Below are 23,143 nucleotides of genomic sequence, written 5' to 3'. Positions count from 1 at the left end.
TCGGTGAACTCATGAACGGGAGGTCTCCTGCTGTCCCGGCGCCCTGGCCTCGCCGAGCGCCTTCCGCAGGGCGCGAAAGGCGATGCCTCGCTCGTCGCCCAACATGAAGGCGCCGACGCCACGCGCCTGCCACCCGGCCTTGGCCTCCGGGTGACGCAGGAAGGCGCAGTAGGGAAGGTGATGCTCGCTCGCCGTGCGCTGAACCTCCTCCAGGGCCCGAACGACGTCGGGGTGTCCGGTCTGCCAGGTCACGCCCAGGGACTGGGACAGGTCCGCCGCCCCCTCCAGCACCATGTCGAGACCCGGCACCGCGCAAATCGCCTCGATCCGCGCCACCCCCTGGCGGCTCTCGATCATGGCGACCACCATGATCTCCCGATTCGCCTGCACGACGTATTCCGCCAGGGAGGATTTGCCGAAGGCGCCGGGACGCCCGGCATTGAGACTGCGCTCGCCTTCCGGCGCGTACTTGCACGCGGCCACGGCACGCTCGAGGGTCTCGGGGTCCTCCACGTTGGGCAACACGATCCCCTGGGCGCCGCCGTCGAGCAGACGCAACAGCGTCTTGGGATCGGCGCCGGCTACCCGAACCAGCGGCGTCAGCCGGTAGCTCTCGGCGGTACGGATCATGTGCTCGACGGTTTCCGGGTTGATCAGCACGTGTTCGGTATCGATCACCACGAAGTCGAAGCCCGCCTCCGCGATCAGCTCGATGGAGGCAGCCGTGGGCAGGGAAGCCATGACGCCGTGGACTTCCCGCCCTTCGGCCAGCGCCTGCTTCAGTCGATTGGCCCTCAGCATGACGCCGCCTCATCTGGCGCGAAGTCCGCCAGCGGGTTGGGGACGTGCTTGACCTGGGGAACGTCATCGCCGAAGAGACGACGACGGGTCAGGGCTTCCACCTCCCATCGGGGAGCGAAGACATCGAAGCGGCGGTAGCGCTCGGCATGCTGCGGATGAGCACGCTGATAGGCCTTGATCACGTCCGCCGTCATGGCCCAGAACCGTGACTCCTCCAGTCCGAAATGCCGGTGCAGGAAAACCGCCATCTCCGCCAGGGCGATGAAGAAGAAGGCATCACAGGAGTAGTCACGCACCGCTGCCGGGTCATCGGTGACGATGAAGGAGTTGCGGTTGAGGGCGGCATGACGCTCGGGCACGGGCTCCAGGGCGGGGGCCAGCTCGGGCCGTGCCAGATGCGACGTACTGAAGCGCACGCCGTCATGGAAGTCCTTCAATGCCACCCTGAGCGGCCAGCCGTCACGATGAATGACCACGATGTTCTGGCCATGGGACTCCATCCCCACGCCCTCCGCGAACAGCATGTGGATGATCGGCAAGGTGGCGACCTGCACGAGCTGTCGGGTCCAGGCTTCCAGCCCATGGCGTTCCACCCAGGGCGCGATGAAGGGAGTGGCGGGCTCCCCCTCGGCGTCTCGCGTGAACTGGCTCAGCCCATTGAAGGGCACGGCCCGCTCGCCGTCCTGCAGGAACTCGCCGATGTTCTGCCGCCAGATGGCACCGACCTTGCCATAGACGTCGTTGTAACGGGCGTCGGGAAAGGCACGCTCGTCCAGCGCCACGCCGGCCACCTCGCCCAGAATCACGAAACCCGCCGCCCTGGCGGTCGCGTCCGTGTCGATGAGTCGCTGAAGCCACTGGGTAATGATCGGCCCGTTGGTCACGGTGTGGCGCGCCATGATGCGCGTGCTGGACGTATTGGTGATGCTCATCGCCAGCTTGAGATACGGCTTGTCCGTATTCCGTGGAGCCAGGGTACGAATCGACTGCTGGGCGGTATAGGTCGTCTCCCCCTCGCCCAGCAAGGCGATCTCGCCGCTGGCAAGCTCCGGGTAGAGCGCCGGAACCAGCGCGTTTTCCCACTGCCAGGGATGCACCGGCATCAGCACGACGTCGTCTCGCGCCAGTCGCCGCCGCGCCAGGTAGTCATCCAGACTCGCCAGCACTCGCGGGCCGGCGTCCTCCGCGACCCGGTCGGCCAGCGCCACCCCGCCGACGGCCCCCTGATGCGCCAGGCGTGCCGGCACGGCGAGCCACCATACCCGAAGCGGCTGGGCGAACTCCGGCCCATAATGCTGATTGTCCCGCAGGGAGAAGCCGAGCCGTGACTTGTAGCAGGGGTGATAGCTGTGCGCGTCGGTGAAATACTGCTCCAGGGCATCGGCATCCAACGTCTGCGGCGTCTCTCGATAAGGCATCGGCCAGGCGGATGACTGCACGTCCTTGATCAGCGTCTGCGTCAGTTCGTTGACGAAGCCGGGCTGAATCGCGACATCCCCCAGCGCCGCCTCGAGATCCTCGATGAAACGCTGCAGACTCACCGGCTCCGGGGGGCCCTCTGCCCCCTCGACCGCGAGGGTGGCATGCTCGAGGCGAATCAGCCGGAAGCTGTGGCATTGCCAGCCACTCACCCGATAGCGACGCTCGCCCAGGGTCAGGGAGAACGACGTGGCACCAGAGACACCGGACGCCGGCTCGGCGGCGGCCTCGTGGGGAAGCACGTCTTCATAGAGCAGGGTCTGCAACAGCTGGCCGACGACGCGCTGCTCGATACGGGCGTGATGCCGCCAGTGCTCCGGGGAGGCGAAAGGCGTGGAGACGGATCCCGGAGCGTCGGAGGCGCCCACCATTGCCGCGGCCTGCGGCAGAACACGTTCATGTGATGACATGATGTACCTTCAAAACCTGGAAAATGGACCAGCGAAGCCCCTCGGTCAGCGCACCGGCTCGGCACGCCGATGGCTTCTCGTCTCGGGGGCGCTGCCCTCGCGGCTTTCGCGGACGAAGACCTGATCGGGACGTGGGTGGCACAGGAAGTCCGCATGAGAGATGTTGTAGCCATAGGCGCCGGCCAACGGCAGCACCAGCAGGTCTCCCGCCTCGACCCCTTGCAGCTCCTGCCGGCGGCTCAACACATCCTTCGGGGTACAGAGCTGCCCCACCACGGTCCAGGGCCGGCTCTCGCCCTCACGCGCCCGCCGGGGGTCGCGCGGCAGGTGAATGACCGGGTGATCGTGCCCCTGGGCTGCGGGCAGGCGAAACTGGTGCGTACCGCCCCGACAGACGAGGAAGCCTTCCCCATGGCTGACCTTGGTATCGAGCACCTCGATCGCGTAGTAGCCACAGAAGGCCGAGAGGAAACGGCCGATCTCGAAGCGCACCAGCGGAGGCTCGTGCATGGTCGACAGTCGTCGCTCCAGGGCCCGGCACAGGCCAGGCCAGTCGAACTGCTCGGACGGCTGGAGATAGTTCACGCCGATACCGCCCCCCACGTTGAGCTGGATCAGCTGCTCGGGGTGGCGCGCCAGCGCTCGCCACCGGGGCCAGCGCTCCAGATAGAACGACAGGAGCCGCTGGTGTCGCTGCCCGCATGTCTGGTGCGACATGGCATGCACATGGAAGCCGACGAGCGTCAGGTTCGGGGCGTCATCCACCGCTTGCACGGCATCGGCCAACTGCGCCTCATCGATACCGAACGGCGTGGCGGTGCCGGCCATTCTCAGACGACTGGAGAGATCCGCGGGCAGCGAGGGGTTGATACGCACGAGCACGGCCTGCATGTGATCCAGCGAGGCCGCGATCGCCTGCAGGCGGGATACTTCCCCGAGGCTTTCGACATGAAAGGCCTCGACACCTCGCGTCATGGCGTCACGCATGTCGGCGTCGAGCTTGCCCGGCCCGGAAAGCACCCAGGGGCGCGGCGTCGAACAGGCGCAGGCACGCGCGATCTCGCCACCGGACGACAGCTCCAGCCCATCCACCACGGGCGCCAGCGTATCGATGATGTCAGACTCGCTGTTGGCCTTGATCGCATAGTAAAGCTCGACGCCCGGTGGCAATGCCGCCTTCATCGCGCGTCCCTGCGCGGCGAGCGCCGGGAGGTCATAGAAGAACGCCGCCATGGGATCGCGGCACGCCTGCCGATGCGCCTCGATGGCGTCGAGGATGTGCTCGGGGATCCGGAAGTGCTCAGCCATAGGCCACCTCCCGGCTCATGGCCTGGGTGGCATGCCAGGGGTTGGGCAGCGCCACGTACTGGGCCTGTCGGTCCGCCCGGGCCATGAGCCGTAGCTTGAAGTTGGTCTTGCAGGGCACCTCGCCCCCCTCCAGCAGCGCATCCAGCTCGGGGGCCGGCATTCCCAGGGTCTGTCGAACGCGGCGCAACTCGTCCCGGGTGTCCTGCCACAGGGCATCGCCCAGTTCGGGGCGCTGCCAGCTCAGCGCCAGGATCGCCTCGGCGACATGGTTGACGAGCAGGCAATAGGCGATTCGGTTCCATCCCTGCTCGCGGCGGTAGATCATCGACTCCCTGACGCGGGGATGCAGAGATTCCCCCGCGAGCCAGTCCACGCCCTTGTGGTCGGTCAGCTTGACCCCCTCGAAGTCACGCAGCAGCATCTTCCGGGGCATGCCCGCGTCGTGGATCAGCACGCAATTCTGCAGATGGGGCTCCATGACGATGCCATGCCGGAAGAACAGCCCCATGACCGGAGCCACCAGCGTGCGCAGATAGGCCTGGAACCACTGGCGAACCCGACGCTCCGACGGAAGTGCCTGCTCGCCCTCGCTGGGCGTCGCCCCGTCGATGAAGGGCAGCACCATGGGAGCCAACTGCGCATCGCGGGCGAACAGCGTCGCGCTGAGCAGGCAGTGTTCGGGCGAGAACCGCTGGCAGAAGTTTTCCCGCAGGATCATGCCGGTCTGCTCCCGGAACCAGCGCTTGTCGGCATCATCGCCCTGGGTCGGTGCCCAGTGCACCGTGGCCGGTTCCTGCGCCACACACAGCGCCTCCAGTGCCGCGTCCTTCGATCGGGCGAGCCGGTGCATGATGCGGTCGATGACCAGCGTACTCTCCAGCTCGTACCAGGCGTTCTTGCGCACGCAGTTGGTAATGCGCACATTGAGCGATCCCTTGAGGAACCAGGGATGCCCCTCGAGGTACCAGGTGCGCATGGAGGCGGTGGGCGCGGCGTGCCAGCCGCTCTGCCCGAGATCGCCGATCACGCCTTCCCCGATCATCTCCGCCACCCGGGCATCCTGCCGGAACAGATCGGCCTGCACCGGATGCATGCTGAGCACCACGCGGTCGCCATCCTCGGCCCTGCTCTGGTCGGCCACATGCGGCAGCACGTCCAGGGCACTCAACCGATTGGCCTGGACACTCAGTCCGGCCGCGGGAAAGGAAAACTGGTGCAGGGCCGTGGTGGTGCCGAATTCCGGGGCATAGGCGGGCCTGTCCTGCAACAGATGGGGTGGCCATTGCCGGGCCTTGGGCGTGGGATGATTGGGATGGCCGAACCATAGCCCCTGCTCACTGCGACGATAATCCGTCAGTGGATGAAGGCTGGGCTGCCCGACGGCATGGGCGACGATCGTCGTCATGATGTCCTGGCTCTGCACGACCTGGTCGCACAGCTCCTGATTGAGCGTCCCGTCATGCCACCGACAGTGCGCCAGCAGGGAGGAGATCAACTCCGCCATCTCGGGGACATGCCAGCCGGCAGCCCCCGATTCCCGGAGGTAGGTGTCGGAGAGGTAGAAGTGGCTCCCGATCACCGAGCGCCGGTCCACCATCACGAACAGCGAAAGCGATGCCGACCATTCGATCAGCAGAGGCAAGCCATGCAGATGCTCCGGTAGGCCTTCCCGCTGGGCTGGCCATCGATAGGACATCGTGTCATGGGGTATTGCCACTTCCTTGATAATGCAATTCAGCAATGCATGCGTGGATGCATGTCGGCTTGTCTCGCCAGGTGAACGAGAGAAACGTGCGTAGCTCATGTGGCCTCCGCAAAAATGCCGTCCTTTAAAGCCCCACCTGCCTTGTGGCCTGCCGTGCCGTCAGCGAAAGGCTCCTGTCTTCGTCGATGGACTTGCGCCGCTGGCCTCTGGCACCTGTTGGCAGGTGAATCCGTGCGTCCCTAGCTAGTCACTTTGCGAAGTTGTACTGGATGGTTGTGCTTGTTGTGTCGATCGAGAGGGTGAGAGCAACCGACTCCCTGGCGGAGGCTCTCTGTCCCAGCATGTCGTGGCATCACACCTGAAGCGATCTGAAGCCCGCGTGGCAGCCCACGCCGTGCTTTGCTTGGGAGGGATGCCAAGACCACAATGCGAATGAGAATTATTATTCTAATCGTTAAAATATGAGCTGTCCATGATGATCGAACGATCCGTTCGCTATGTCCTGACAACCCATTGTGCCGAGAAGGCCAGACAGACGTGCCTCTAGACGTTGAAAATGAGAATGTTTTGCCTTACGGTGCTCCGATCCAGGAACCACACCGACGAGCCAACCCCATGCCCTCGACACCTGCCAAGCCGCCTCGACTGACAGGCGAAGCCCTGCGCGCCGGGTATGAGTCCCGATGCGTACTGGACGGCGTCGACCTGGCGGTGGCCGAGGGTAAGCTGACGGTGCTGCTCGGCCCGAACGGTAGTGGGAAGTCGACGCTGCTGAAGACGCTTGCTCGAACCCTGGTACCCAGTGCCGGACGGGTCTGTCTCGATGGCAGGGATATCCACCGCAGCAACACGCGAGAGGTGGCACAGCGCCTGGGCATTCTGCCGCAGGGCCCTTCCGCACCGGAGGGGCTCACGGTCAGGCAACTGGTCGGCATGGGACGCTTTCCTCACCAGCGGTTGTGGCGACAGGATGCCGAGCGGGATGCCCGCGCCATTCGCGAGGCGATGGCCTATGCCGATGTCACGGACTTCGCCGACCGCAGTGTCGACGCGCTTTCCGGCGGCCAGCGCCAGCGCTGCTGGATCGCCATGGTGCTGGCCCAGGAAACCGAATTGATCCTGCTCGACGAGCCGACCACCTTCCTCGACCTCAAGGTCCAGGTCGACCTACTGGAGCTGCTGGTGTCGCTGGCCCACGAGCGGGGACGCACCCTGCTGGTGGTGCTGCACGACCTGAACCTGGCGGCGGCCTATGCCGACGTCCTGGTGATGATGCATGAGGGCCGTATCGTGCACTGCGGGCCGCCGGAGACGGTGTTCACCGCCGCCAACCTCAAGCGGGTCTTCGATCTCGATGCCGAGGTGATGCGCGCCCCGAGCACCGGCCGGCCGATCTGTGTGCCAGCCATGGGGGGTGTCAGCGGGGCCGCCGTCGGCCCCGCCCGGACCCACCCGGAGGTCTCGGCATGAGCGCGGTCCAGCACTTCTGCGCCCGGGAAAGCCTCGCCCTGGGCGACCCCCTGGCCGGCACCGCCGCCCATGCCGAACGCAACCTGCTGATCAGTTGGCCCCGTGCCAAGTGGCAGCGCAGCCTGCGCCAGGCCAGCGACATGGCCGCGCCGGTGAAGGCACGCCTCGAGGCCATCGCCGAATCGGGCCGCCGCGTCAACCTGATCCATCGCCGGGGCGAGGACGCCAGCCTTCATCGTGTCTTCCTGATGCCGGAGCGTCGCGAATACCGCGTGCCCCGCGAGGAACTCGACGACTTCCTCGCGGCCCTCTCCCGGGGCGAGGCTCCGTCGCGCTGGCACCGGGGTACCGTCGAGCCTTCCCTGATCCTGTGCTGTACCCATGGCAAGAAGGACAAGTGCTGCGCCAAGTTCGGCTTCGCCACCTACAAGGCCATCGCCGAGGCCATCCGCGATCAGGCCCTGCCCTTCGAGGTGTGGGAAAGCACCCACCTGGGGGGCTGCCGTCTCGCGGCCAGCGCCGTGGTCTTCCCCGCCCTGCGCAAGTACGGCCGCATCACCGACGCGGATGTCGTACCGCTGCTCGAGAGCGAGGCCGCGAATCGCCCCTACCTGCCCTGCTACCGGGGAGACTCACGTCTCACCCCGTTGGAGCAGTGCGCCCAGGTCGCCGCCCTGGAATGGCTCGCCGCGAGGCATCTCCAGGCCGAGGTCGAGGTGGCCGAGCCATCCGATCCCGAGGCGGCGTCCTGTCGGCTGATCGCCGAGTGGCAAACCACCGACGCCCATGGCCGCCTGGCCATCACTTGTGTCCAGCGCACTCTCGAACGTTTCGATACCTGCGCCGATCTCGATGCCGACACGCCTAAACCCGGGCGAGTCTGGGACGTCATCGGCATCGCGCAGTTGGAGCCGGCAACGTCCCCGTATTGATAAGGCTTATCATTCGCCGACTGGCTCGGTCGCCAGTGGCTCTTCCCGCAGGAGATCCCCGCCGGCCTGGTTGCCTCGCTGCTGGGCGGCGCCTACTTCATGTGGGGCTTGAGGAGGCTTTGAGATACCCGCACCACGCGAAGAACCCCGCCTTGAGCGGGGCCCTTCGCACCGTGGATGACTCCCGACGAGACGCCACCCTTGCAACCATGCAATGTCGGCGAATCAGCCAGTGGCCTGCTGGTAGCGCCGCTCGACCTCGTCCCAGTCGATCACGTTGAAGAAGGCGGCGACATAGTCCGGACGCTTGTTCTGGTACTTCAGGTAGTAGGCGTGCTCCCAGACATCCAGCCCCAGGACCGGCGTGTTGCCGTGCGAGATCGGGCTGTCCTGGTTCAGGGTATTCTCGACCACCAGCTTCCCGTCCGGCGACACACTCAGCCAGGCCCAACCGCTGCCGAAGCGACCCAGTGCCGCCTTGGTGAAGGCGTCCTTGAAGGCATCGAAGCCACCCAGTTCGCTGTCGATGGCAGCCGCGACCTTGCCCTTGGGGGCACCACCGCCGTTGGGCGACATCATCAGCCAGAACATCGAGTGGTTGGAGTGGCCACCGCCATTGTTGATGACGGCCTGGCGCTTCTCTTCGGGCACCCGGTCGAGGCTGGCGAGCAGCTCGTCCACCGGCACTTCCTCGAGGCCGGTGCCTTCCAGGGCCCCGTTGAGGTTGTTGATGTAGGTCTGGTGGTGCCGGGTGTGGTGAATCTCCATGGTCATCGCATCGATGTGCGGCTCCAGGGCATCATAGCCATAGGGCAGCTCGGGTAATGTATGCGGCATAGTGACTCCTCCGTGAATGAACTGAGCGAGGCAAATGCCTCGTGACCTCAACTACAAAGGATGGCAGACACCCGCCCTGGACGCTAATAATTCCCGTTATCGCTCATATAGACAGAGGTTATGGAGCCTCCCGACACGACGACGCCGGCCCCATCGTGGGCCGGCGTCGTGACGCGAGCTGCGGGATCACGCTCGTCGTTACAGCTTGCTTTCCAGCTCCGGCAGGGCCTCGAAGAGATCCGCCACTAACCCGGTGACCGTCGAGAGCGCCACCTGGAAGATCCCGATCTTCGTCACAGTTTCTGCTCGAGTTCCGGCAGCACCTCGAACAGGTCGCCGACCAGACCGTAATCGGCCACCTGGAAGATCGGCGCCTCCTCGTCCTTGTTGATGGCGACGATCACCTTGGAGTCCTTCATCCCCGCCAGGTGCTGGATCGCGCCCGAGATGCCCACGGCGATATACAGCTCCGGGGCGACGATCTTGCCGGTCTGGCCCACCTGCATGTCGTTGGGCACGAAGCCGGCGTCCACCGCGGCTCTTGATGCGCCGATCGCCGCGCCGAGCTTGTCGGCGATGCCGTCGAGCAACTTGAAGTTCTCGCCGCTGCCCATGCCGCGGCCACCGGAGATCACCACGCGGGCGGCACCCAGCTCGGGGCGGTCGCTCTGGGCGAGTTCTTCCTTGACGAAGGTGGACTGGGTGTTCTCCACCACCGTCTCCACCGCCTCCACGCTGGCGCTGCCCGTTTCGGCCACGGCATCGAAGGCGGTGGCGCGCACCGTGATCACCTTGAGCGGGTCGTCGCTTCTGACCGTGGCGATGGCGTTGCCGGCGTAGATCGGCCGCTGGAAGGTGTCGGCGCTCTCCACGGCGATGATCTCGGAGAGCTGCGACACGTCCTTGAGGGCGGCGACGCGTGGCAGCACGTTCTTGCCGGTGGTGGAGGCCACCGCCAGCACATGAGTGTAGTCGCCGGCAAGGTCCGCAAGCAGCGCGCTCAGCGGCTCGGCGAGCTGGTGGGCGTAGGCGGCATGGTCGGCGACGCGGACCTTGTTGACGCCGTCGAGTCTGGCGGCGGCTTCGGCCACCGCGCCGACATTCTCGCCGGCGACCAGGATATCGATGTCACCACCGATCTGCTGCGCCGCCGCGACCACCTGGGCGGTGGCACCGACCAGGACGCCGTCGTGATGTTCGGCCAGGACCAGGATGCTCATGAAATCACCTTCGCTTCGTTCTTGAGTTTCTCGACCAGCTCGTCCACCGAGCCCACCTTGATGCCGCCCTGGCGTTCGGGGGGCGGCTCGACCTTGAGCAGCGTGACCCTGGAGGCCACCTCGACGCCCAGCTCGTCCGGCGTCTTGACGGCCAGCGGCTTCTTCTTGGCCTTCATGATGTCGGGCAGCTTGGCGTAGCGTGGCTCGTTGAGGCGCAGGTCGGTGGTGACGATGGCCGGCAGGGTCAGTTCGACGGTCTGCAGGCCGCCGTCGATCTCGCGGGTCACCTGGGCCTTGTCGTTCTCGATGACCACTTCGGAGGCGAAGGTGCCCTGGGGCAGGCCGGTCAGCGCGGCGAGCATCTGGCCGGTCTGGTTGTTGTCGGTGTCGATGGCCTGCTTGCCGAGGATCGTGAGGCCCGGCTGCTCCTCCTCGACCACCTTGGCCAGCAGCTTGGCCACCGCCAGCGACTCGACACGCTCGTCGGTTTGGACGTGCACGGCGCGATCGGCACCCAGCGCCAGGGCGGTGCGCAGCTGCTCCTGGGCGGCCTTGGGCCCGACGGTGACGGCAACCACTTCAGTGGCCACCCCGCGTTCCTTCAGGCGCACCGCCTCTTCCACGGCGATCTCGCAGAAGGGGTTCATGGCCATCTTGACGTTGGTGAGGTCGACGTCGGAGTGGTCCGGCTTGACCCGGATCTTGACGTTGTAATCGATGACGCGTTTGACCGCGACGAGTACTTTCATGGTGTCCTCGCTTGGTTCACTCTAACGAACCGTCTGGTTAGGAACATACCGACCATGCCGGCTCGGCAGCGGGCGCATCAGCGTGTCCTTAGAACCGGTTGACACGCCCTTATACGTTTCATGCAAGCGTTTGATAGACGCCGCACCAAAAAAACCCACCCAATGTGCCATAGCCGGGACCATGGCAACAATCCCCCCATGGCGGGCCCAGGGCTATCGCAGTTGACTGTCGCGAGGGGCGCCGGGGGCAGGCCGAAGAGGAGGTCCTGCGCCAGGGGTGAGGAGCACTGCTCCGAACGGGCTGGCCACGGATGGCCAGCACCGGTCCTGCAAGCGAAGCGGGACGCGAGAGCGAAGCAGGGCATCGTACGCCCATGGAGGGGGTTACAGCGCCTCCTCGCAGGCCTGCCGGCGGATCAGCCCCGAGCCATGCTGCTATCTGCGGTTGCCCCGCATGGCGGGCCAGAGGCGGCACGACCGCACATTGGCCATCGTAGGGGTGACCTGAGTCGTTTATTATGCCTATCATGGAGAATATCGAGAAGCAAACGACCGTTTCAAAACCTTTCGGCGTTGGTGCTATTCGCAGGATCCCCGCGTCGGCGGTGAGGGAGGAGAGTGCAGGTGGAACAAGTAGAACGTGAATCCATGGATTTCGACGTGGTCATCGTCGGCGCCGGCCCCTCGGGCCTGTCGGCGGCGTGCCGCCTGATGCAGCAGGCGAACGAGGCCGAGCAGGAACTGACCGTGTGCGTGGTGGAAAAGGGCTCCGAGGTGGGCGCCCATATTCTCTCCGGGGCGGTCTTCGAGCCCCGCGCCCTGCAGGAGCTGTTCCCCGACTGGGAGGCGCGCGGCGCCCCCCTGACCACGCCGGTGATTCGCGACGAACTCTTCCTGTTCAAGAACGGCGAGAAGGCCCAGAAACTGCCCAATGCCCTGGTGCCGAAGTCGATGCACAACACCGGCGGCGATCTCACCCGCTACGTGATCAGCGCCGGCAACCTCTGCCGCTGGCTCGCCGAGCAGGCCGAGGGGCTCGGGGTGGAGATCTTCCCTGGCTTCGCCGCCCAGGAGACGATCATCGAGGATAGCGTGGTCAAGGGCATCCTGATCGGCGATATGGGCATCGGCGCCGATGGCCAGCCCAAGGACAGCCATATGCCGGGCATGGAGCTGCGCGCCAAGTACACCCTGTTCGCCGAGGGCTGCCGCGGGCACCTGGGCAAGCGGCTGATCGAGCGCTTCGGGCTCGACGCAGGCAAGGACCCGCAGCACTACGGCATCGGCCTCAAGGAGCTGTGGGACATTCCCGCCGACAAGCACGAACCCGGCCTGGTGCTGCACGGCTCCGGCTGGCCGCTGGACAAGCACACCCACGGCGGCTGGTTCCTCTACCACGCCGAGAAGGCGCAGGTCGTCGTCGGCCTGATCATGGACCTCTCCTACCAGAATCCCTGGCTGTCGCCGTTCGACGAATTCCAGCGCATGAAGCACCACCCGGTGCTCAAGCAGTACCTGGAGAACGGCAAGCGTGTCTCCTACGGCGCCCGGGCCATCACCAAGGGCGGGCTCAACTGCCTGCCGAAGATGACCTTCCCCGGCGGCCTGCTCATCGGCTGCGACGCCGGCACCCTGAACTTCGCCAAGATCAAGGGCCTGCACACCGCCATGAAGTCGGGCCTGGTGGCCGCCGAGGCGGTGTTCGAGGCGATCGCCCAGGGCGATGAAGGCGGCAAGGAGCTGACCGCCTTTACCGCGCAGTGGGAGCAGAGCTGGGCCTATGCCGAGCTCAAGGAGAGCGCCAGCTTCGGCCCGGCGATCCACAAGTACGGCACCGTCGGCGGCGGCGCCTACAACTTCCTCGACCAGATGCTCGGCGGCAAGCTGCCCAACATCCACGACACCACGCCGGACCATGCGACGCTCAAGCCCGCCAGCGAGTGCGAGAAGATCGACTACCCCAAGCCCGACGGCAAGCTCTCCTTCGACAAGCTCTCCTCGGTGTTCCTGTCGAACACCAACCACGAGGAGGATCAACCCTGCCACCTGAAGCTCGAGGACCCGGAGCTGCCGATCCGCGACAACCTGCCCCGCTACGCCGAGCCGGCCCAGCGCTACTGCCCGGCGGGGGTCTACGAGGTCGTGGAAGACGACGACGGCAAGCCGAGGTTCCAGATCAACTTCCAGAACTGCGTGCACTGCAAGACCTGTGACATCAAGGACCCGGCCCAGAACATCACCTGGGTGGCGCCGGAGGGCGGCGGCGGGCCCAACTATCCCAATATGTAAGCGGGAAGGAAGCCTAAGAACGCCTTTCGAAACCTTACCCGAGCCTGCTCCATCCCTTGGCAAGGGGCGCCGGGGGCAGGTCGAAGCGAAGGTCATTCGCCATGGATGGCGAATGTAGCGCCCAGGGAAGGGTTCACAGCGCCTTCGCGGCGACCTGTCCGCGGGACAGCCCCACCCCACCGACTGCGTTTCCTCCAGCGTCCAGGCGAGCTCAGGCCGACAGGGCTTCGCGTAGCGCCTCCACCACCCGCTCCTGCTGCTCGGCCTCGAGGTAGGGATGCATCGGCAGGCTGAGGATCTCTTCGCATACCGCCTCGGTGACCGGCAGGTGACAGTCGGGGTCCGCCAGCGCCGGCTGACGGTTGAGCGGCAGCGGGTAGTGAACGGCGGACGGCACCCCGGCTTCGGTCAGGCACGCCTGCACCTCCTCGCGGTGCGGCACGCGAATGCTGTACTGGGCATAGACGCTGGTGTTGCCGTCCGCGACCCGAGGCGTGGTGGTGATGCCCGCCTGCTGCAACCAGCGGTCGTAGCGTTCCGCCACCGCCTGACGCAGTACCACCTCCTCGTCGAAGATCTCTAGCTTGGCCAGCAGCACGGCGGCCTGCAATGTGTCCAGGCGGCTGTTCATGCCCAGCCGCGAATGGTGGTAGCGTCGCGCCTCGCCATGACGGGCCACCAGGCGGATCGCTGCGGCCAGCTCGGCGTCGTCGGTGAACAGCGCGCCGCCGTCGCCGTAGGCGCCCAAGGGCTTGCTGGGAAAGAAGCTGGTGCAGGCCACCCGGCTCAGCGCGCCGGAGCGCCGGCCGTGCTGGGTGGCGCCGAAGCTCTGGGCGGCATCCTCGATCACCGCCAGGCCATGGCGTTCGGCCACCTCGCCGATCGCTGTCATGTCGGCGCACTGGCCGAACATCGATACCGCCATGATGGCCCGGGTGCGAGGCGTGATGGCCGCCTCCAGCTGGTTGGCATCGAGCAGGTAGGTGTGCGGGTCGATGTCCACGTAGACTGGCCGGGCACCCAGCAGCACCACGCTCTCCGCCGAAGCGACGAAGGTGAAGCCGGGCACGATGACCTCGTCGCCCGGCCCGATACCCAGCGCCATCTGGGCGATCTGCAGTGCATCGGTGCCGTTGGCGCAGCCGATGCAGTGCGCCACCCCGACACGCGCCGCCAGGCGTTGCTCCAGCTCGTCCACCTCGGGGCCGAGCACGAAGCGTCCATGGGCCAGCACGGCCTGAATGGCGGCATCGAGCCGCGGCTTGATGCGTGTCTGCTGGGTAGCGAGATCGATGAAGTCCATGCCTTTTCCTCAGTCAGTCGTGCCCGACGTTGGCGCTGTAGTGGCGCGGAGAGAGCCTGCTCAGTTGGGGATGCGCCTCTCCCTCCCGAGGCGGCTCGGGTTGTGCCAGGCGCAGGCTGTGCACGGTTTCCAGGCAGTGGCGCACGGCATCGATGCCGAAGCCGCGCCCGGCGAGGATCTCGCGGTAGCTGACGGTGTGCAGATCGTCGAAGCCGCTGGAGAACTCGAACAGTTCGCCGTCGCAGATGATGCTGCGATAGGTGGACTGCCGCCCGCGCACGCTCTCCGGCAGGTCCTCGGCATCGATGGAGAGGAACCAGCGTACCCGCGCCTTCTCGTACACCAGATAGCCGGCGGCCTTGTGATCGTCACGATAGTGCAGGACCTCTTGCTTGAGCTCGCCGAAGATCAGATACAGCATGTCGAAGAAGTGGATACCGATTTCGGCGACCACCCCGAAGGACTTGCGCGAGTCGCCTTTCCAGCTGGCCAGGTACCAGGGACCGCGCGCCGTGATATAGGTCAGCTCCACCTCGTAGGGGGTATCCCGGTTTTCGGCGGCCACCTTGTCGCGCAGCTCATGGATCGCCGGATGGTGACGCAGCTGCATGATGCTGTAGACGCGCCGATCGGTCTCCTCCTCGACGAGCCGCAGCTCGTCCAGCTGAGCCGGGGTGGGCACCAGCGGCTTCTCGCAGATGACATCGCAGCCCAGCTGCAGGCCGGCGGTGATGTGCGCCCCGTGCAGGTGGTTGGGTGAGCAGACCACCAGGTAGTCGATGGGTGTCTCGCCCATGCGACGCAGCCGCCAGGCATGTTCGAGAAAGCACTCGAACTCGGTGAAGAAGGCACAGCCCGGCGCCATCGAGTCGATGATGCCCACCGAGTCGTTGATGTCATAGGCGGAGATCAGAGAATGGCCAGTCTCCTTGATGGCCTGCATATGGCGGGGGGCGATATAGCCGGCCGCACCGATCAACGCAAAGTTCATGCTTCCCACTGGCGCCTCCTTCAAGCCGGAATCCATAGAATAACTGCAGTATCTGGGGCCACACGGCAGAGGCGTGCTAGGCGATGGGCCGTCTCGGGTCGCGGATCCACTCGCTCCAGGAGCCGGCATAGAGCTTCGGCAGCGGGCGCCCGGCGACCGCATAGGCGAGGATGTTGTGACAGGCGGTGACCCCGGAGCCACAGTAGGCGATCACCGCCTCGGCGTCGGGCAGTTCCGCATCCAGTGCCTCGGGCGACTTGAAGCGACCCTCGGGGGTGAGATTGTCGGCGCTGGGGTGACAGACCGCCCCGGGAATATGGCCGGCGACCGGGTCGATGGGTTCGACCTCGCCTCGGAAACGCTCGTGGCTGCGTGCATCGACCTTCAGCGCACGACCGGAGAAGACCTGGTCGGCATCGACCCGCACCGCCTCCTGGAAGCGCGGGGTCCAGCCGCTCGGCGCGGGAGTCGCCTCGCGCCCCAGGGGCAGCTCACCGCCCTGGTCCTGCCAGGCGCGCAGCCCGCCGTCGAGCACGCACACATCGGGATGACCGGCCCAGCAGGCAAGCATCCACCAGGCCCTTGCCGCGGCCAGCTGGCCGCCCATGTCATCGTAGACCACCACCGACTGTCCGGGAGCGATGCCGAGGCGCTGCAGCGTCGCCGTGAATGCCTCGGGTGTGGGCAGCGGGTGTCGGCCACCCTCTCCGGCCGGTGCGGCCAGGTCGCGGTCGAGATCGAGGTGCAGGCTGCCGGGCAGGTGCCCCTCGCGCCAGAGTCGCTCGCCGGCGGTGGCGTCGCCCAGCCGGGCGCGGCAGTCGAGAATCCTCGGCGTGTGGGCCCCGTTGAGGGCCTCGGCCAGCTCGGTGGCCGTGATCAAGGCGCGTGTCATGCCTGGACTCCTTCGAGCAGTTCGATGGGCGCCCGGCGCGCGATCAGCCGTCGCCGACCGGCCTGCCGGAAACGCACCTCGATCACCGGGTTGTCCGGATCGCCCTCCACCACGGCGATCTCGCCCTCGCCGAAGACCGCGTGCCGCAGCCGTCGGCCGACGCTGAACTCGACGCCACCGGGCGGTGGCTCGGCGATGCCGGCCGCCTCGGGCGTGGCCGCGGTCAACGGCAGGGACCGGCCGAGTGCCGCCAGATAACGCCCGACCAGCTCGGGAGACGACACCGTCAGCGGTATCGGATACTCGACGTCCTCCCCTGCGGCAAGCCGCTCGGTGACCCGCCGGCAGTCCTGCCAGGCGGTCTCGGCGATGAAACGGCTGGGACGGTGATCGCCGCCGTCGTGGACGACCAGCAACCGCTCCCTGGCCCGGGTGATGGCCACGTAGAAGAGCCGCCGCTCCTCCTCGAGGCGCCGGGGCGAGAGCGGGTTGTCACGGCTGTAGTGGGGGAAGTCCTCCTCGTTGGTGCCGCCGAGCAGCACCAGCGGCCACTCCAGCCCCTTGGCGCCGTGCACGGTGGTGATCAGCACCCCATCGTCGCGGTTCGCCACCGGCCGGCGCAGCAGTTCGACGAACGCCTCGGTGTCGCTGCCCAGCTCTGCGGCCTGCTCGATCAGCACGTCGAGCAGCCGCACGTCCTCCTCGCCCTTGTCGCGCCGTGCGGCGGCTCGCTTGAGTACCTTCTCGGCCTCGACGCTCTCGACCACGTGCTCGAGCAGCCGGGCCGGTGGCCAGTTGCCCAGTCTCGGCAGTTCGCAGAGCAGTGCCCAGCGCCGCTTGAGGGTGCGCCGCTGGTGCGGCTTGAGTCCCTCGAGCAGGGGGTCGTGGCGTTCCGGCCAGCGCTGGGTCTCGGCCAGGCGCACGGCCAGGGCAGACAGGCGCTCTCGGGCCACGAAGGGGGTCGGCTGGGCCAGCAGCAGCTGCAGGTGGCCCGGGTCCTGCAGGAGGCCCGGCGCCCGGGCCAGCATCAGGTAGCCGGCCAGCGCCTGCACCAGCGGCAGGCGGAAGACGAAGCGGTCCTCCCGGGCGAGCCGGAACGGCAGGCCGGCCTTGAGCAGCGCCAGTTGCAGCGGCACCGACAGCGCCCAGCTGCGCACCATCAGGCAGGCTTCGTCGAGCCGTCGTCCCTCCTGCTGCCAGGCCTCGAGCTCCTCGAGCAACGCCCGTCCGCCCTGCCCGACCGCCAGACGGGTCGGCGGGTTGCCCGGTGCCGCCAGGCAGAGCTGGTCGGGGCGCCGGCGGTTGGCCGCGATGGCATGGTTGGCGGCCAGCGCCAGGGCATGGCCATGGCGGAAGGTGGTGGAGAGCGGGTAGTCACGGGCCTCGCCGAAGGTGGCGGTGAAACGCTCGAGCATGGTGTCGGGGTGAGCGCCGCGCCACTCGTAGATGCACTGGTTGGCATCGCCCACCGCCATCACCGCGGCGTCGCGGCCGGCGAGCAGCGCCAGCAGGCGCTGCTGGGCCACGTTGATGTCCTGATACTCGTCGATGATCACGTGGTCGAGGAAGCCCTGGACCCGACGGCACAGGCCGGCGTCGGCCTCCAGCACCTCGAGGGGGCGGTAGAGCAGGTCCGCATAGCTCATCAGTCCCTGGTCGGCGAGAAGCCGCTCGGCGTGGACGAAGGCCGCCGGGAAGTGGTCGGTCTGCTCGCCGAAGTCGAGCCGGTCGAAGAGCTCGGCGGGACCGACCATCTCGGCCTTCACCAGCGAGCAGAAGTGCGCCAGGGCCTCGAGGCGTTCGCCGTCCAGCGCCGCCTCCCGGGCCTCGGGCTCGTCGGCCAGCGCCTCCAGGGTAGCCTGGCGCAGCAACCGCTCCAGCTGCCAGTCGGCGGTGAGCAGTTCCCGCGGTGCCAGCGCGCCCCAGCGGGTCAGGCTGAGGGTGAGCCGGTGGCCGAGGGAGTGAAAGGTGCGCACATCCGGCAGCGGCTGCCCGGGCGGTGCCATGGCCACCAGGCGGGCCTGGAAATCCTCGCGGGCCGAGCGGTTGAACATCAGCACCAGGATCCGCGACGGCGGTACCCCCCGATCGAGCAGGTGGAGCACGCGGGCCACCATGGTGGTGGTCTTGCCGGAACCGGCCACCGCGGCGACCCGGGCGTGGCCACGGTCATGCTCGACCACGGCCCGCTGTTCGGCGGTCAGCTGCATGCCGAACCGCCGTCGAGAGGCCCGTTCTCCTCCAGCCGACCGAGGGGCTGCCAGACGCCGCCGCTCACCAGCCCCAGCTCCTGGCCGCCGCCAGGCAGGTCACGGGTCTCGGCCAGCTCTACCAGGCGATAGTAGAGATTGCGGCCCAGCCGGGCGGCGAGCCCGAAGCGCACCGGCACCTCGGGGACCACCTCGCCACGGGGCGTCTCGCTCAGGCTCAACCGATGCTGCGCGCTCAGCAGCAGGCGATCGCCGACATTGGTGGTGAGCCACCAGCCACCGCCCTCGTCGGGCTCGGCATCGACGACCAGGAAGGGGCGATCCTCGACCCGGATGCGCTGTTTCTCCGCCGGGGTCACCAGGTAATAGGCGCCGTCGGTCTCGCGCCGGAGGATCGTCGAGAGCAGCCGCACCAGCCGCGGCCGGGCGATGGCCACGCCCTCGTGTACCCAGCGGCCGTCGGCGGCGATCAGCAGGTCCATCTCGCCCTGGTGCTCGGGGTGCCAGGACGCCACCGGCGGGATCTCGCCTTCCGGGTCGATATGGGCCAGCAGCGGATCGAGGGTCATGGCGGCGCTCTCCCGACGGTTTCCCTCCATAGCTTAGATCAGCCCTGCCCGAGCCAGGTCGTCGCGCACCGACGCGGAGGCCCGGGGTGCCGCGGCGCGGAACAGCTGGTAGAAGTTGGCGGTGGTCTGCATGGCCACCTCATCGACGCTGATACCGCGCTCGGCGGCGATACATTCGGCAACCTCCACCACCCAGGCCGGCTCGTTGGGCTTGCCGCGGTGCGGCACCGGCGCCAGGTAGGGGCTGTCGGTCTCGATCAGCAGGCGGTCCAGGGGAATGCGCCGGGCCAGCTCGCGGATCGAAGCGGCGTTGCGGAAGGTGACGATGCCGGAGAGCGAGATGTAGAAGCCGTGGCGCACCGCCTCCCGGGCCATGTCCAGGTCCTCGGTGAAGCAGTGCAGCACGCCGCCCACCCCGGGGTCGGTGTGCTCGCGGATCAACGCCAGGGTGTCCTCGCGTGCCTCGCGGGTGTGGACGATCACCGGTAGTTCCAGCTCGCTGGCGGCGATCAGCTGGCGCCGAAAGCGCTCGAGCTGCACGTCGCGCGAGGGCACCGCCTCCGCGCCCTCGATACGTGAGCCGTCGAGATAGTGGTAGTCGAGCCCGGTCTCGCCGATGGCCACCGCCTCGCAGCGCTCGGCCACCTCCTTGATCGCCTCCACGGTCGGCTCCTCGGGCACCCGATGCAGGGGATGGACCCCGGCGGAGATCACCACGTCGTCATGCTCGCGGGCCAGGGCGGCGAGGGGGGCCACGTCCTCCAGGGTCACGGCAATGGCCAGGAACTGGCGCACGTCACGCGCACGGGCGGCGGCGAGGATCGCCGCCAGGTCGCCGTCATGGGTGCGGGGGTCGAGGCGATCGAGATGGCAGTGGGAATCGACAAACATTGAATGACATACCAGATGAATGAATTAAGCCCGAAGCCCGTCAGAGCGTATAGGTGGGCGTGCCCTTGTCCAGTTGCCCGGCCAGCAGGCTCTCCATGCGGGCGCGGACCGCCTGGTCCTCGGCGCTGAAGTGGATGCCGATCCCGGGCACGCGGCGGCCGGCGACCCCCTCCGGGGAGACCCAGACCACCTGGCCGGTGACCGGGACACGCTCGCTCTCGCCGGGCAGCATCAGCAGCAGGAAGACCTCCTGGCCCAGTTCGTAGCGTTCGCGGGTGGGCACGAAGATACCCCCTCGCTCCAGCGACGGCATGTAGGCGGAGAGCAGGGTCGGCACATCCTGGATGGTCAGGGAGAGGGCTTTCTGAGCGGCCATCGGCGACACCTCGTGGAGTGATCCGTCATGGAGTGTTCAGGAACGCAGCAGCGCAGACCAGCGCACCAGCCAGGCTTCCAGCACCAGCTGGGGATTGGGGTTGCCCCCTGCGGCGAGCAGGCGGCGCTGCTCGCGAGCGTAGTCGAGCAGGCGAAACCAGTCCTGCACTCGGCCATTCTTGACCGCCTGGCGATAGAGCGGCAGCAGGTCGGGGTTGCGCAGCTCGCGCCCCTCTCCGGAGAGCCCCAGGCGGATCAGGTCCTCCAGCCAGGCGATACCGTACCACAGGATCGCCTCGGTCGACTGTCGCTCCAGCCGTAGCGCCTCGGCCACCGGCTCAGCGCCGCGCACCAGCGCCTCGAAGGTTTCGACGAGCTGCTGGCGCAGGGTACGGGCGTCCGGTTCGGCCTGGGCCAGGGCTTCCAGCGGCAGGCCACCGGCCACCCGCCACCAGAAGCGGGCCTCCTCCTCGCTGCCCAGGCGCTCGGCCAGCCAGGCCGTGCAGTCGGCTTCGGGCGGCGGCGCCAGGGGCCAGTGCTGGCAGCGCGAGCGGATGGTCGGCAGCATCCGCGAGGGAATATCGGAGAGCAGCAGGAAGAGGGTACGGTCGCCCGGTTCCTCCAGGCTCTTGAGCAGGGCGTTGGCGGCGGCCACGTTCATCGCCTCCGCCGGCGAGATCACGATCACGCGGTAGCCTCCCTGCTGGGCGGTCTGGCCGACGAAGTCGTTGACCTCGCGGATCGGGCCGATGCGGATCTGCCGCTTGCCCTCCTCCGGGCCGACCCGCAGCAGGTCCGGGTGATAGCCGGCGGCCAGCATGCGACAGCCGTGGCAGCGACCGCAGGCGGTCTCGCCGGGATCGGCGCACAGCACCCAACCGATCAGCGCCTCGGCCAGCGACTGCTTGCCGACGCCCCGGGGGCCGGAGAGCAGCAGGGCGTGGGGCAGCCGGCCGGCCCGGGCCTGGTCGGTCAGCGCGCGGAAGCGCGGCGCCAGCCAGGGCAACGGCCGCAGCGTCTCGCTCATCCCCATGACGCCACCCGGGTCTCGAGCTCACTCAGCAGGCGCGCCTGCACCGTCGGCAGGTCGGCCGAGGCATCGATCACCACCATGCGCCCGGGGGCCGCGGCCGCCCGTGCCAGGTAGGCCTGGCGTACCGCCTCGAAGAAGCTCGCGCGCTCGCGCTCGAAGCGGTCACGCTCGCCACCGTCCCGGTCGAGCCGGCCCTCCAGGCGCTGCTGGGCGGCCTCCATGGGCATGTCCAGCAGCAGGGTCAGGTCGGGCTCGAGGCCGCGCTGGACGAAGGCCTCCAGCTCGGCGATGCGGGACACTTCGATGCCGCGGCCACCGCCCTGGTAGGCGAAGGTGGCGTCGGTGAAGCGGTCGCAGACCACCCAGGCCCCGCGCGCCAGCGCCGGCCGGATCTGGCGTGCCAGGTGCTGGGCGCGGGCGGCGAACACCAGTAGCAGCTCGGCGTCATGGTCGAGTGGCTCCTCGCCGTCGGGGTCGAGCAGCAGCGCCCGGATCGCCTCGGCACGTGAGGTGCCGCCGGGTTCGCGGGTGCGGACCACCTCGAGGCCGCGCGCCTCGAGCCAGTCGGCCACCAGGGCCAGGTTGGTGGACTTCCCGACCCCTTCTCCCCCTTCCAGGGTGATAAAGCGTCCGCGCCTCGACATAACGACTCCCGGTTGGGCGGGTGGATGGATCAACGATTGCGGATGTAGCGGTTCACCGCATTGTTGTGCTCGCGCAGGGTCCGCGAGAAGTGATGGGTGCCGTCGCCGCGGGAGACGAAATAGAGGGTGTCACCCTCGGCGGGCCGTACCGCGGCCTCCAGGGCGGCGCGCCCCGGCAGGGCGATGGGCGTCGGCGGCAGGCCGTCGATGACGTAGGTGTTGTAGGCGGTGGCCTCGACCAGGTCGGCGCGAGTGATGTTGCCCTCATAGCGCTCGCCCATGCCGTAGATCACCGTGGGGTCGGTCTGCAGGCGCATGCCCCGCTCCAGGCGGCGCTTGAACACCCCGGCGATCTCGCGGCGCTCCTCGCCGGCGCCGGTCTCGCGCTCGATCAGCGAGGCCATGATCAGCGCCTCGTAGGGCGAGTCCAGCGGCAGGTCCTCGTCGCGCTCGGCCCAGATCGCCTCGAGGGTCTCCTCCATGCGGGTCAGCGCCTGGCGCAGGATCTCCAGGTCGCTCATGCCCTTATGGTAGCGATAGGTGTCGGGGAAGAACCAGCCCTCGGGGTAGTCGCCCTCGCGGCCCAGCTCGGCCATCAGCTCGGCGTCGGAGAGCTCGGCGGTGCGGTGCTCGAGCTTCTCGGCCTCGGCGAGCCGCTCGCGCATCTGGCGGAAGGTCCAGCCCTCGGGAATGGTCAACGGGTAGGTGACCACCCGGTCGCTGCCGAGCAGGTCGATCATCTCGCGGCCACTCATCCCCGGCTCGAGCATGTACTCGCCGGCACGCAGACTCGGCACCGACTCGGGCTCGAGCCGGGTGAGCAGCCGGAAGGCCCAGTCGTCGGTGATGACACCGCGGCCGGCCAGGTCGGCCACCACCCGGTTGTAGCCGGCACCGCGCGGCACTTCGTAGAGGGTCGGCTCGTCCACGGCGATCGGCGCGGCCAGGCGCGACTCCCAGTAGCGGTGGCCGGCAAGCAGGGCCACCCCGGCCAGGACGGCCAGTATCAGCAGGATCTTCACTACACGCAGCATG

The 23,143-nt window shown here is 67.6% G+C and carries 20 protein-coding genes and 1 pseudogene; 4 read left to right on the top strand and 17 right to left on the bottom strand.

Translation table 11 applies throughout. The annotated features are described in order from the left end of the window. Positions 1-9: 9 nt before the first annotated feature. Genes MKP05_RS01125 through MKP05_RS01110 form a run of 4 tightly spaced genes read right to left on the bottom strand, consistent with a single transcriptional unit; the run spans position 10 to position 5,640 of the window. A complete protein-coding gene (locus MKP05_RS01125; protein WP_240566674.1) occupies positions 10-801 on the bottom strand; it encodes an HpcH/HpaI aldolase family protein in 792 nt (263 codons plus the stop codon). Beyond that, positions 795-2,690, bottom strand: a complete 1,896-nt coding sequence (locus MKP05_RS01120; protein WP_240566673.1) for an IucA/IucC family protein — start codon at positions 2,688-2,690, stop codon at positions 795-797. Before MKP05_RS01120 ends, MKP05_RS01125 begins: the two co-directional genes overlap by 7 nt. Before the next feature lie 45 nt (positions 2,691-2,735). Continuing rightward, the gene (locus MKP05_RS01115) at positions 2,736-3,998 is read right to left on the bottom strand and encodes a type III PLP-dependent enzyme (protein WP_240566672.1); all 1,263 of its coding nucleotides are present in this window, start codon (positions 3,996-3,998) and stop codon (positions 2,736-2,738) included. Further along, complete coding sequence (locus tag MKP05_RS01110; RefSeq protein ID WP_240566671.1) at positions 3,991-5,640, bottom strand: IucA/IucC family protein; 1,650 nt, start codon at positions 5,638-5,640, stop codon at positions 3,991-3,993. Before MKP05_RS01110 ends, MKP05_RS01115 begins: the two co-directional genes overlap by 8 nt. Positions 5,641-6,318: 678 nt before the next feature. Between MKP05_RS01110 and MKP05_RS01105 the strand changes: the two genes are divergently transcribed. The 3 genes and pseudogenes from MKP05_RS01105 to MKP05_RS01095 all read left to right on the top strand — a co-directional run. After that, complete coding sequence (locus MKP05_RS01105) at positions 6,319-7,173, top strand: ABC transporter ATP-binding protein (protein WP_240566670.1); 855 nt, start codon at positions 6,319-6,321, stop codon at positions 7,171-7,173. Next, entirely contained in the window at positions 7,170-8,105 is a 936-nt protein-coding gene (locus MKP05_RS01100; RefSeq protein ID WP_240566669.1) for a ferredoxin family protein, read from the top strand. The genes MKP05_RS01105 and MKP05_RS01100 overlap by 4 nt, the downstream gene beginning before the upstream one ends. A gap of 15 nt (positions 8,106-8,120) precedes the next feature. Then, positions 8,121-8,228 (top strand): annotated as a pseudogene (locus MKP05_RS01095) (iron chelate uptake ABC transporter family permease subunit); the annotation flags it as partial. A gap of 102 nt (positions 8,229-8,330) precedes the next feature. On the opposite strand, the gene MKP05_RS01090 reads toward MKP05_RS01095, so the two are convergent. From MKP05_RS01090 to MKP05_RS01080, 3 genes are all read right to left on the bottom strand, one after another. Next, complete coding sequence (locus tag MKP05_RS01090) at positions 8,331-8,942, bottom strand: superoxide dismutase (protein WP_240566668.1); 612 nt, start codon at positions 8,940-8,942, stop codon at positions 8,331-8,333. A 293-nt stretch (positions 8,943-9,235) separates the two neighbouring features. Then, entirely contained in the window at positions 9,236-10,162 is a 927-nt protein-coding gene (locus MKP05_RS01085; protein WP_240566667.1) for an electron transfer flavoprotein subunit alpha/FixB family protein, read from the bottom strand. Next, complete coding sequence (locus MKP05_RS01080; RefSeq protein ID WP_110281783.1) at positions 10,159-10,911, bottom strand: electron transfer flavoprotein subunit beta/FixA family protein; 753 nt, start codon at positions 10,909-10,911, stop codon at positions 10,159-10,161. Before MKP05_RS01080 ends, MKP05_RS01085 begins: the two co-directional genes overlap by 4 nt. A gap of 624 nt (positions 10,912-11,535) precedes the next feature. On the opposite strand from MKP05_RS01080, the gene MKP05_RS01075 reads away from it, so the two are divergent. Continuing rightward, the gene (locus MKP05_RS01075; RefSeq protein ID WP_240566666.1) at positions 11,536-13,200 is read left to right on the top strand and encodes an electron transfer flavoprotein-ubiquinone oxidoreductase; all 1,665 of its coding nucleotides are present in this window, start codon (positions 11,536-11,538) and stop codon (positions 13,198-13,200) included. Between the two features lie 211 nt (positions 13,201-13,411). On the opposite strand, the gene MKP05_RS01070 is transcribed toward MKP05_RS01075, so the two are convergent. The 10 genes from MKP05_RS01070 to mltG all read right to left on the bottom strand — a co-directional run bounded on the left by MKP05_RS01070 (position 13,412) and on the right by mltG (position 23,142). Continuing rightward, on the bottom strand, positions 13,412-14,503 hold the full coding sequence (locus MKP05_RS01070; protein WP_240566665.1) for a DegT/DnrJ/EryC1/StrS family aminotransferase: 1,092 nt from the start codon (positions 14,501-14,503) through the stop codon (positions 13,412-13,414). A 13-nt stretch (positions 14,504-14,516) separates the two neighbouring features. Beyond that, positions 14,517-15,494, bottom strand: coding sequence for a Gfo/Idh/MocA family oxidoreductase (locus MKP05_RS01065; protein WP_240566664.1), 978 nt, complete (start codon positions 15,492-15,494; stop codon positions 14,517-14,519). 76 nt (positions 15,495-15,570) lie between these two features. Continuing rightward, positions 15,571-16,386: a sulfurtransferase gene (locus MKP05_RS01060; protein ID WP_240566663.1), complete on the bottom strand. Its 816-nt coding sequence runs from the start codon at positions 16,384-16,386 to the stop codon at positions 15,571-15,573. After that, positions 16,383-18,596 (bottom strand): ATP-dependent helicase, encoded by a 2,214-nt coding sequence (locus MKP05_RS01055; protein WP_240566662.1) that lies wholly within the window; start codon positions 18,594-18,596, stop codon positions 16,383-16,385. The genes MKP05_RS01060 and MKP05_RS01055 overlap by 4 nt, the downstream gene beginning before the upstream one ends. After that, a complete protein-coding gene (locus MKP05_RS01050) occupies positions 18,587-19,165 on the bottom strand; it encodes a DUF1285 domain-containing protein (protein ID WP_240566661.1) in 579 nt (192 codons plus the stop codon). The genes MKP05_RS01055 and MKP05_RS01050 overlap by 10 nt, the downstream gene beginning before the upstream one ends. A gap of 33 nt (positions 19,166-19,198) precedes the next feature. Beyond that, positions 19,199-20,056 carry a TatD family hydrolase gene (locus tag MKP05_RS01045; protein ID WP_240566660.1) on the bottom strand — a complete coding sequence of 286 codons (858 nt, stop codon included), beginning with the start codon at positions 20,054-20,056 and terminating at the stop codon, positions 19,199-19,201. Positions 20,057-20,096: 40 nt separating this feature from the next. Beyond that, on the bottom strand, positions 20,097-20,432 hold the full coding sequence (locus tag MKP05_RS01040; RefSeq protein WP_102629181.1) for a PilZ domain-containing protein: 336 nt from the start codon (positions 20,430-20,432) through the stop codon (positions 20,097-20,099). 36 nt (positions 20,433-20,468) lie between these two features. Continuing rightward, positions 20,469-21,458 carry a DNA polymerase III subunit delta' gene (locus tag MKP05_RS01035; RefSeq protein ID WP_240566659.1) on the bottom strand — a complete coding sequence of 330 codons (990 nt, stop codon included), beginning with the start codon at positions 21,456-21,458 and terminating at the stop codon, positions 20,469-20,471. Next, positions 21,455-22,108 (bottom strand): dTMP kinase, encoded by a 654-nt coding sequence (gene tmk, locus MKP05_RS01030; protein ID WP_240566658.1) that lies wholly within the window; start codon positions 22,106-22,108, stop codon positions 21,455-21,457. The genes MKP05_RS01035 and tmk overlap by 4 nt, the downstream gene beginning before the upstream one ends. Before the next feature lie 29 nt (positions 22,109-22,137). Next, the gene (gene mltG, locus MKP05_RS01025) at positions 22,138-23,142 is read right to left on the bottom strand and encodes an endolytic transglycosylase MltG (RefSeq protein ID WP_240566657.1); all 1,005 of its coding nucleotides are present in this window, start codon (positions 23,140-23,142) and stop codon (positions 22,138-22,140) included. Position 23,143: the final 1 nt, after the last annotated feature.

Source organism: Halomonas flagellata, from assembly GCF_022487945.1.
In the GTDB taxonomy this organism is placed as follows: domain Bacteria; phylum Pseudomonadota; class Gammaproteobacteria; order Pseudomonadales; family Halomonadaceae; genus Halomonas; species Halomonas flagellata.
Note: the sequence above shows the minus strand (reverse complement) of the source record. Positions and strands in the feature narration are given on the sequence as shown.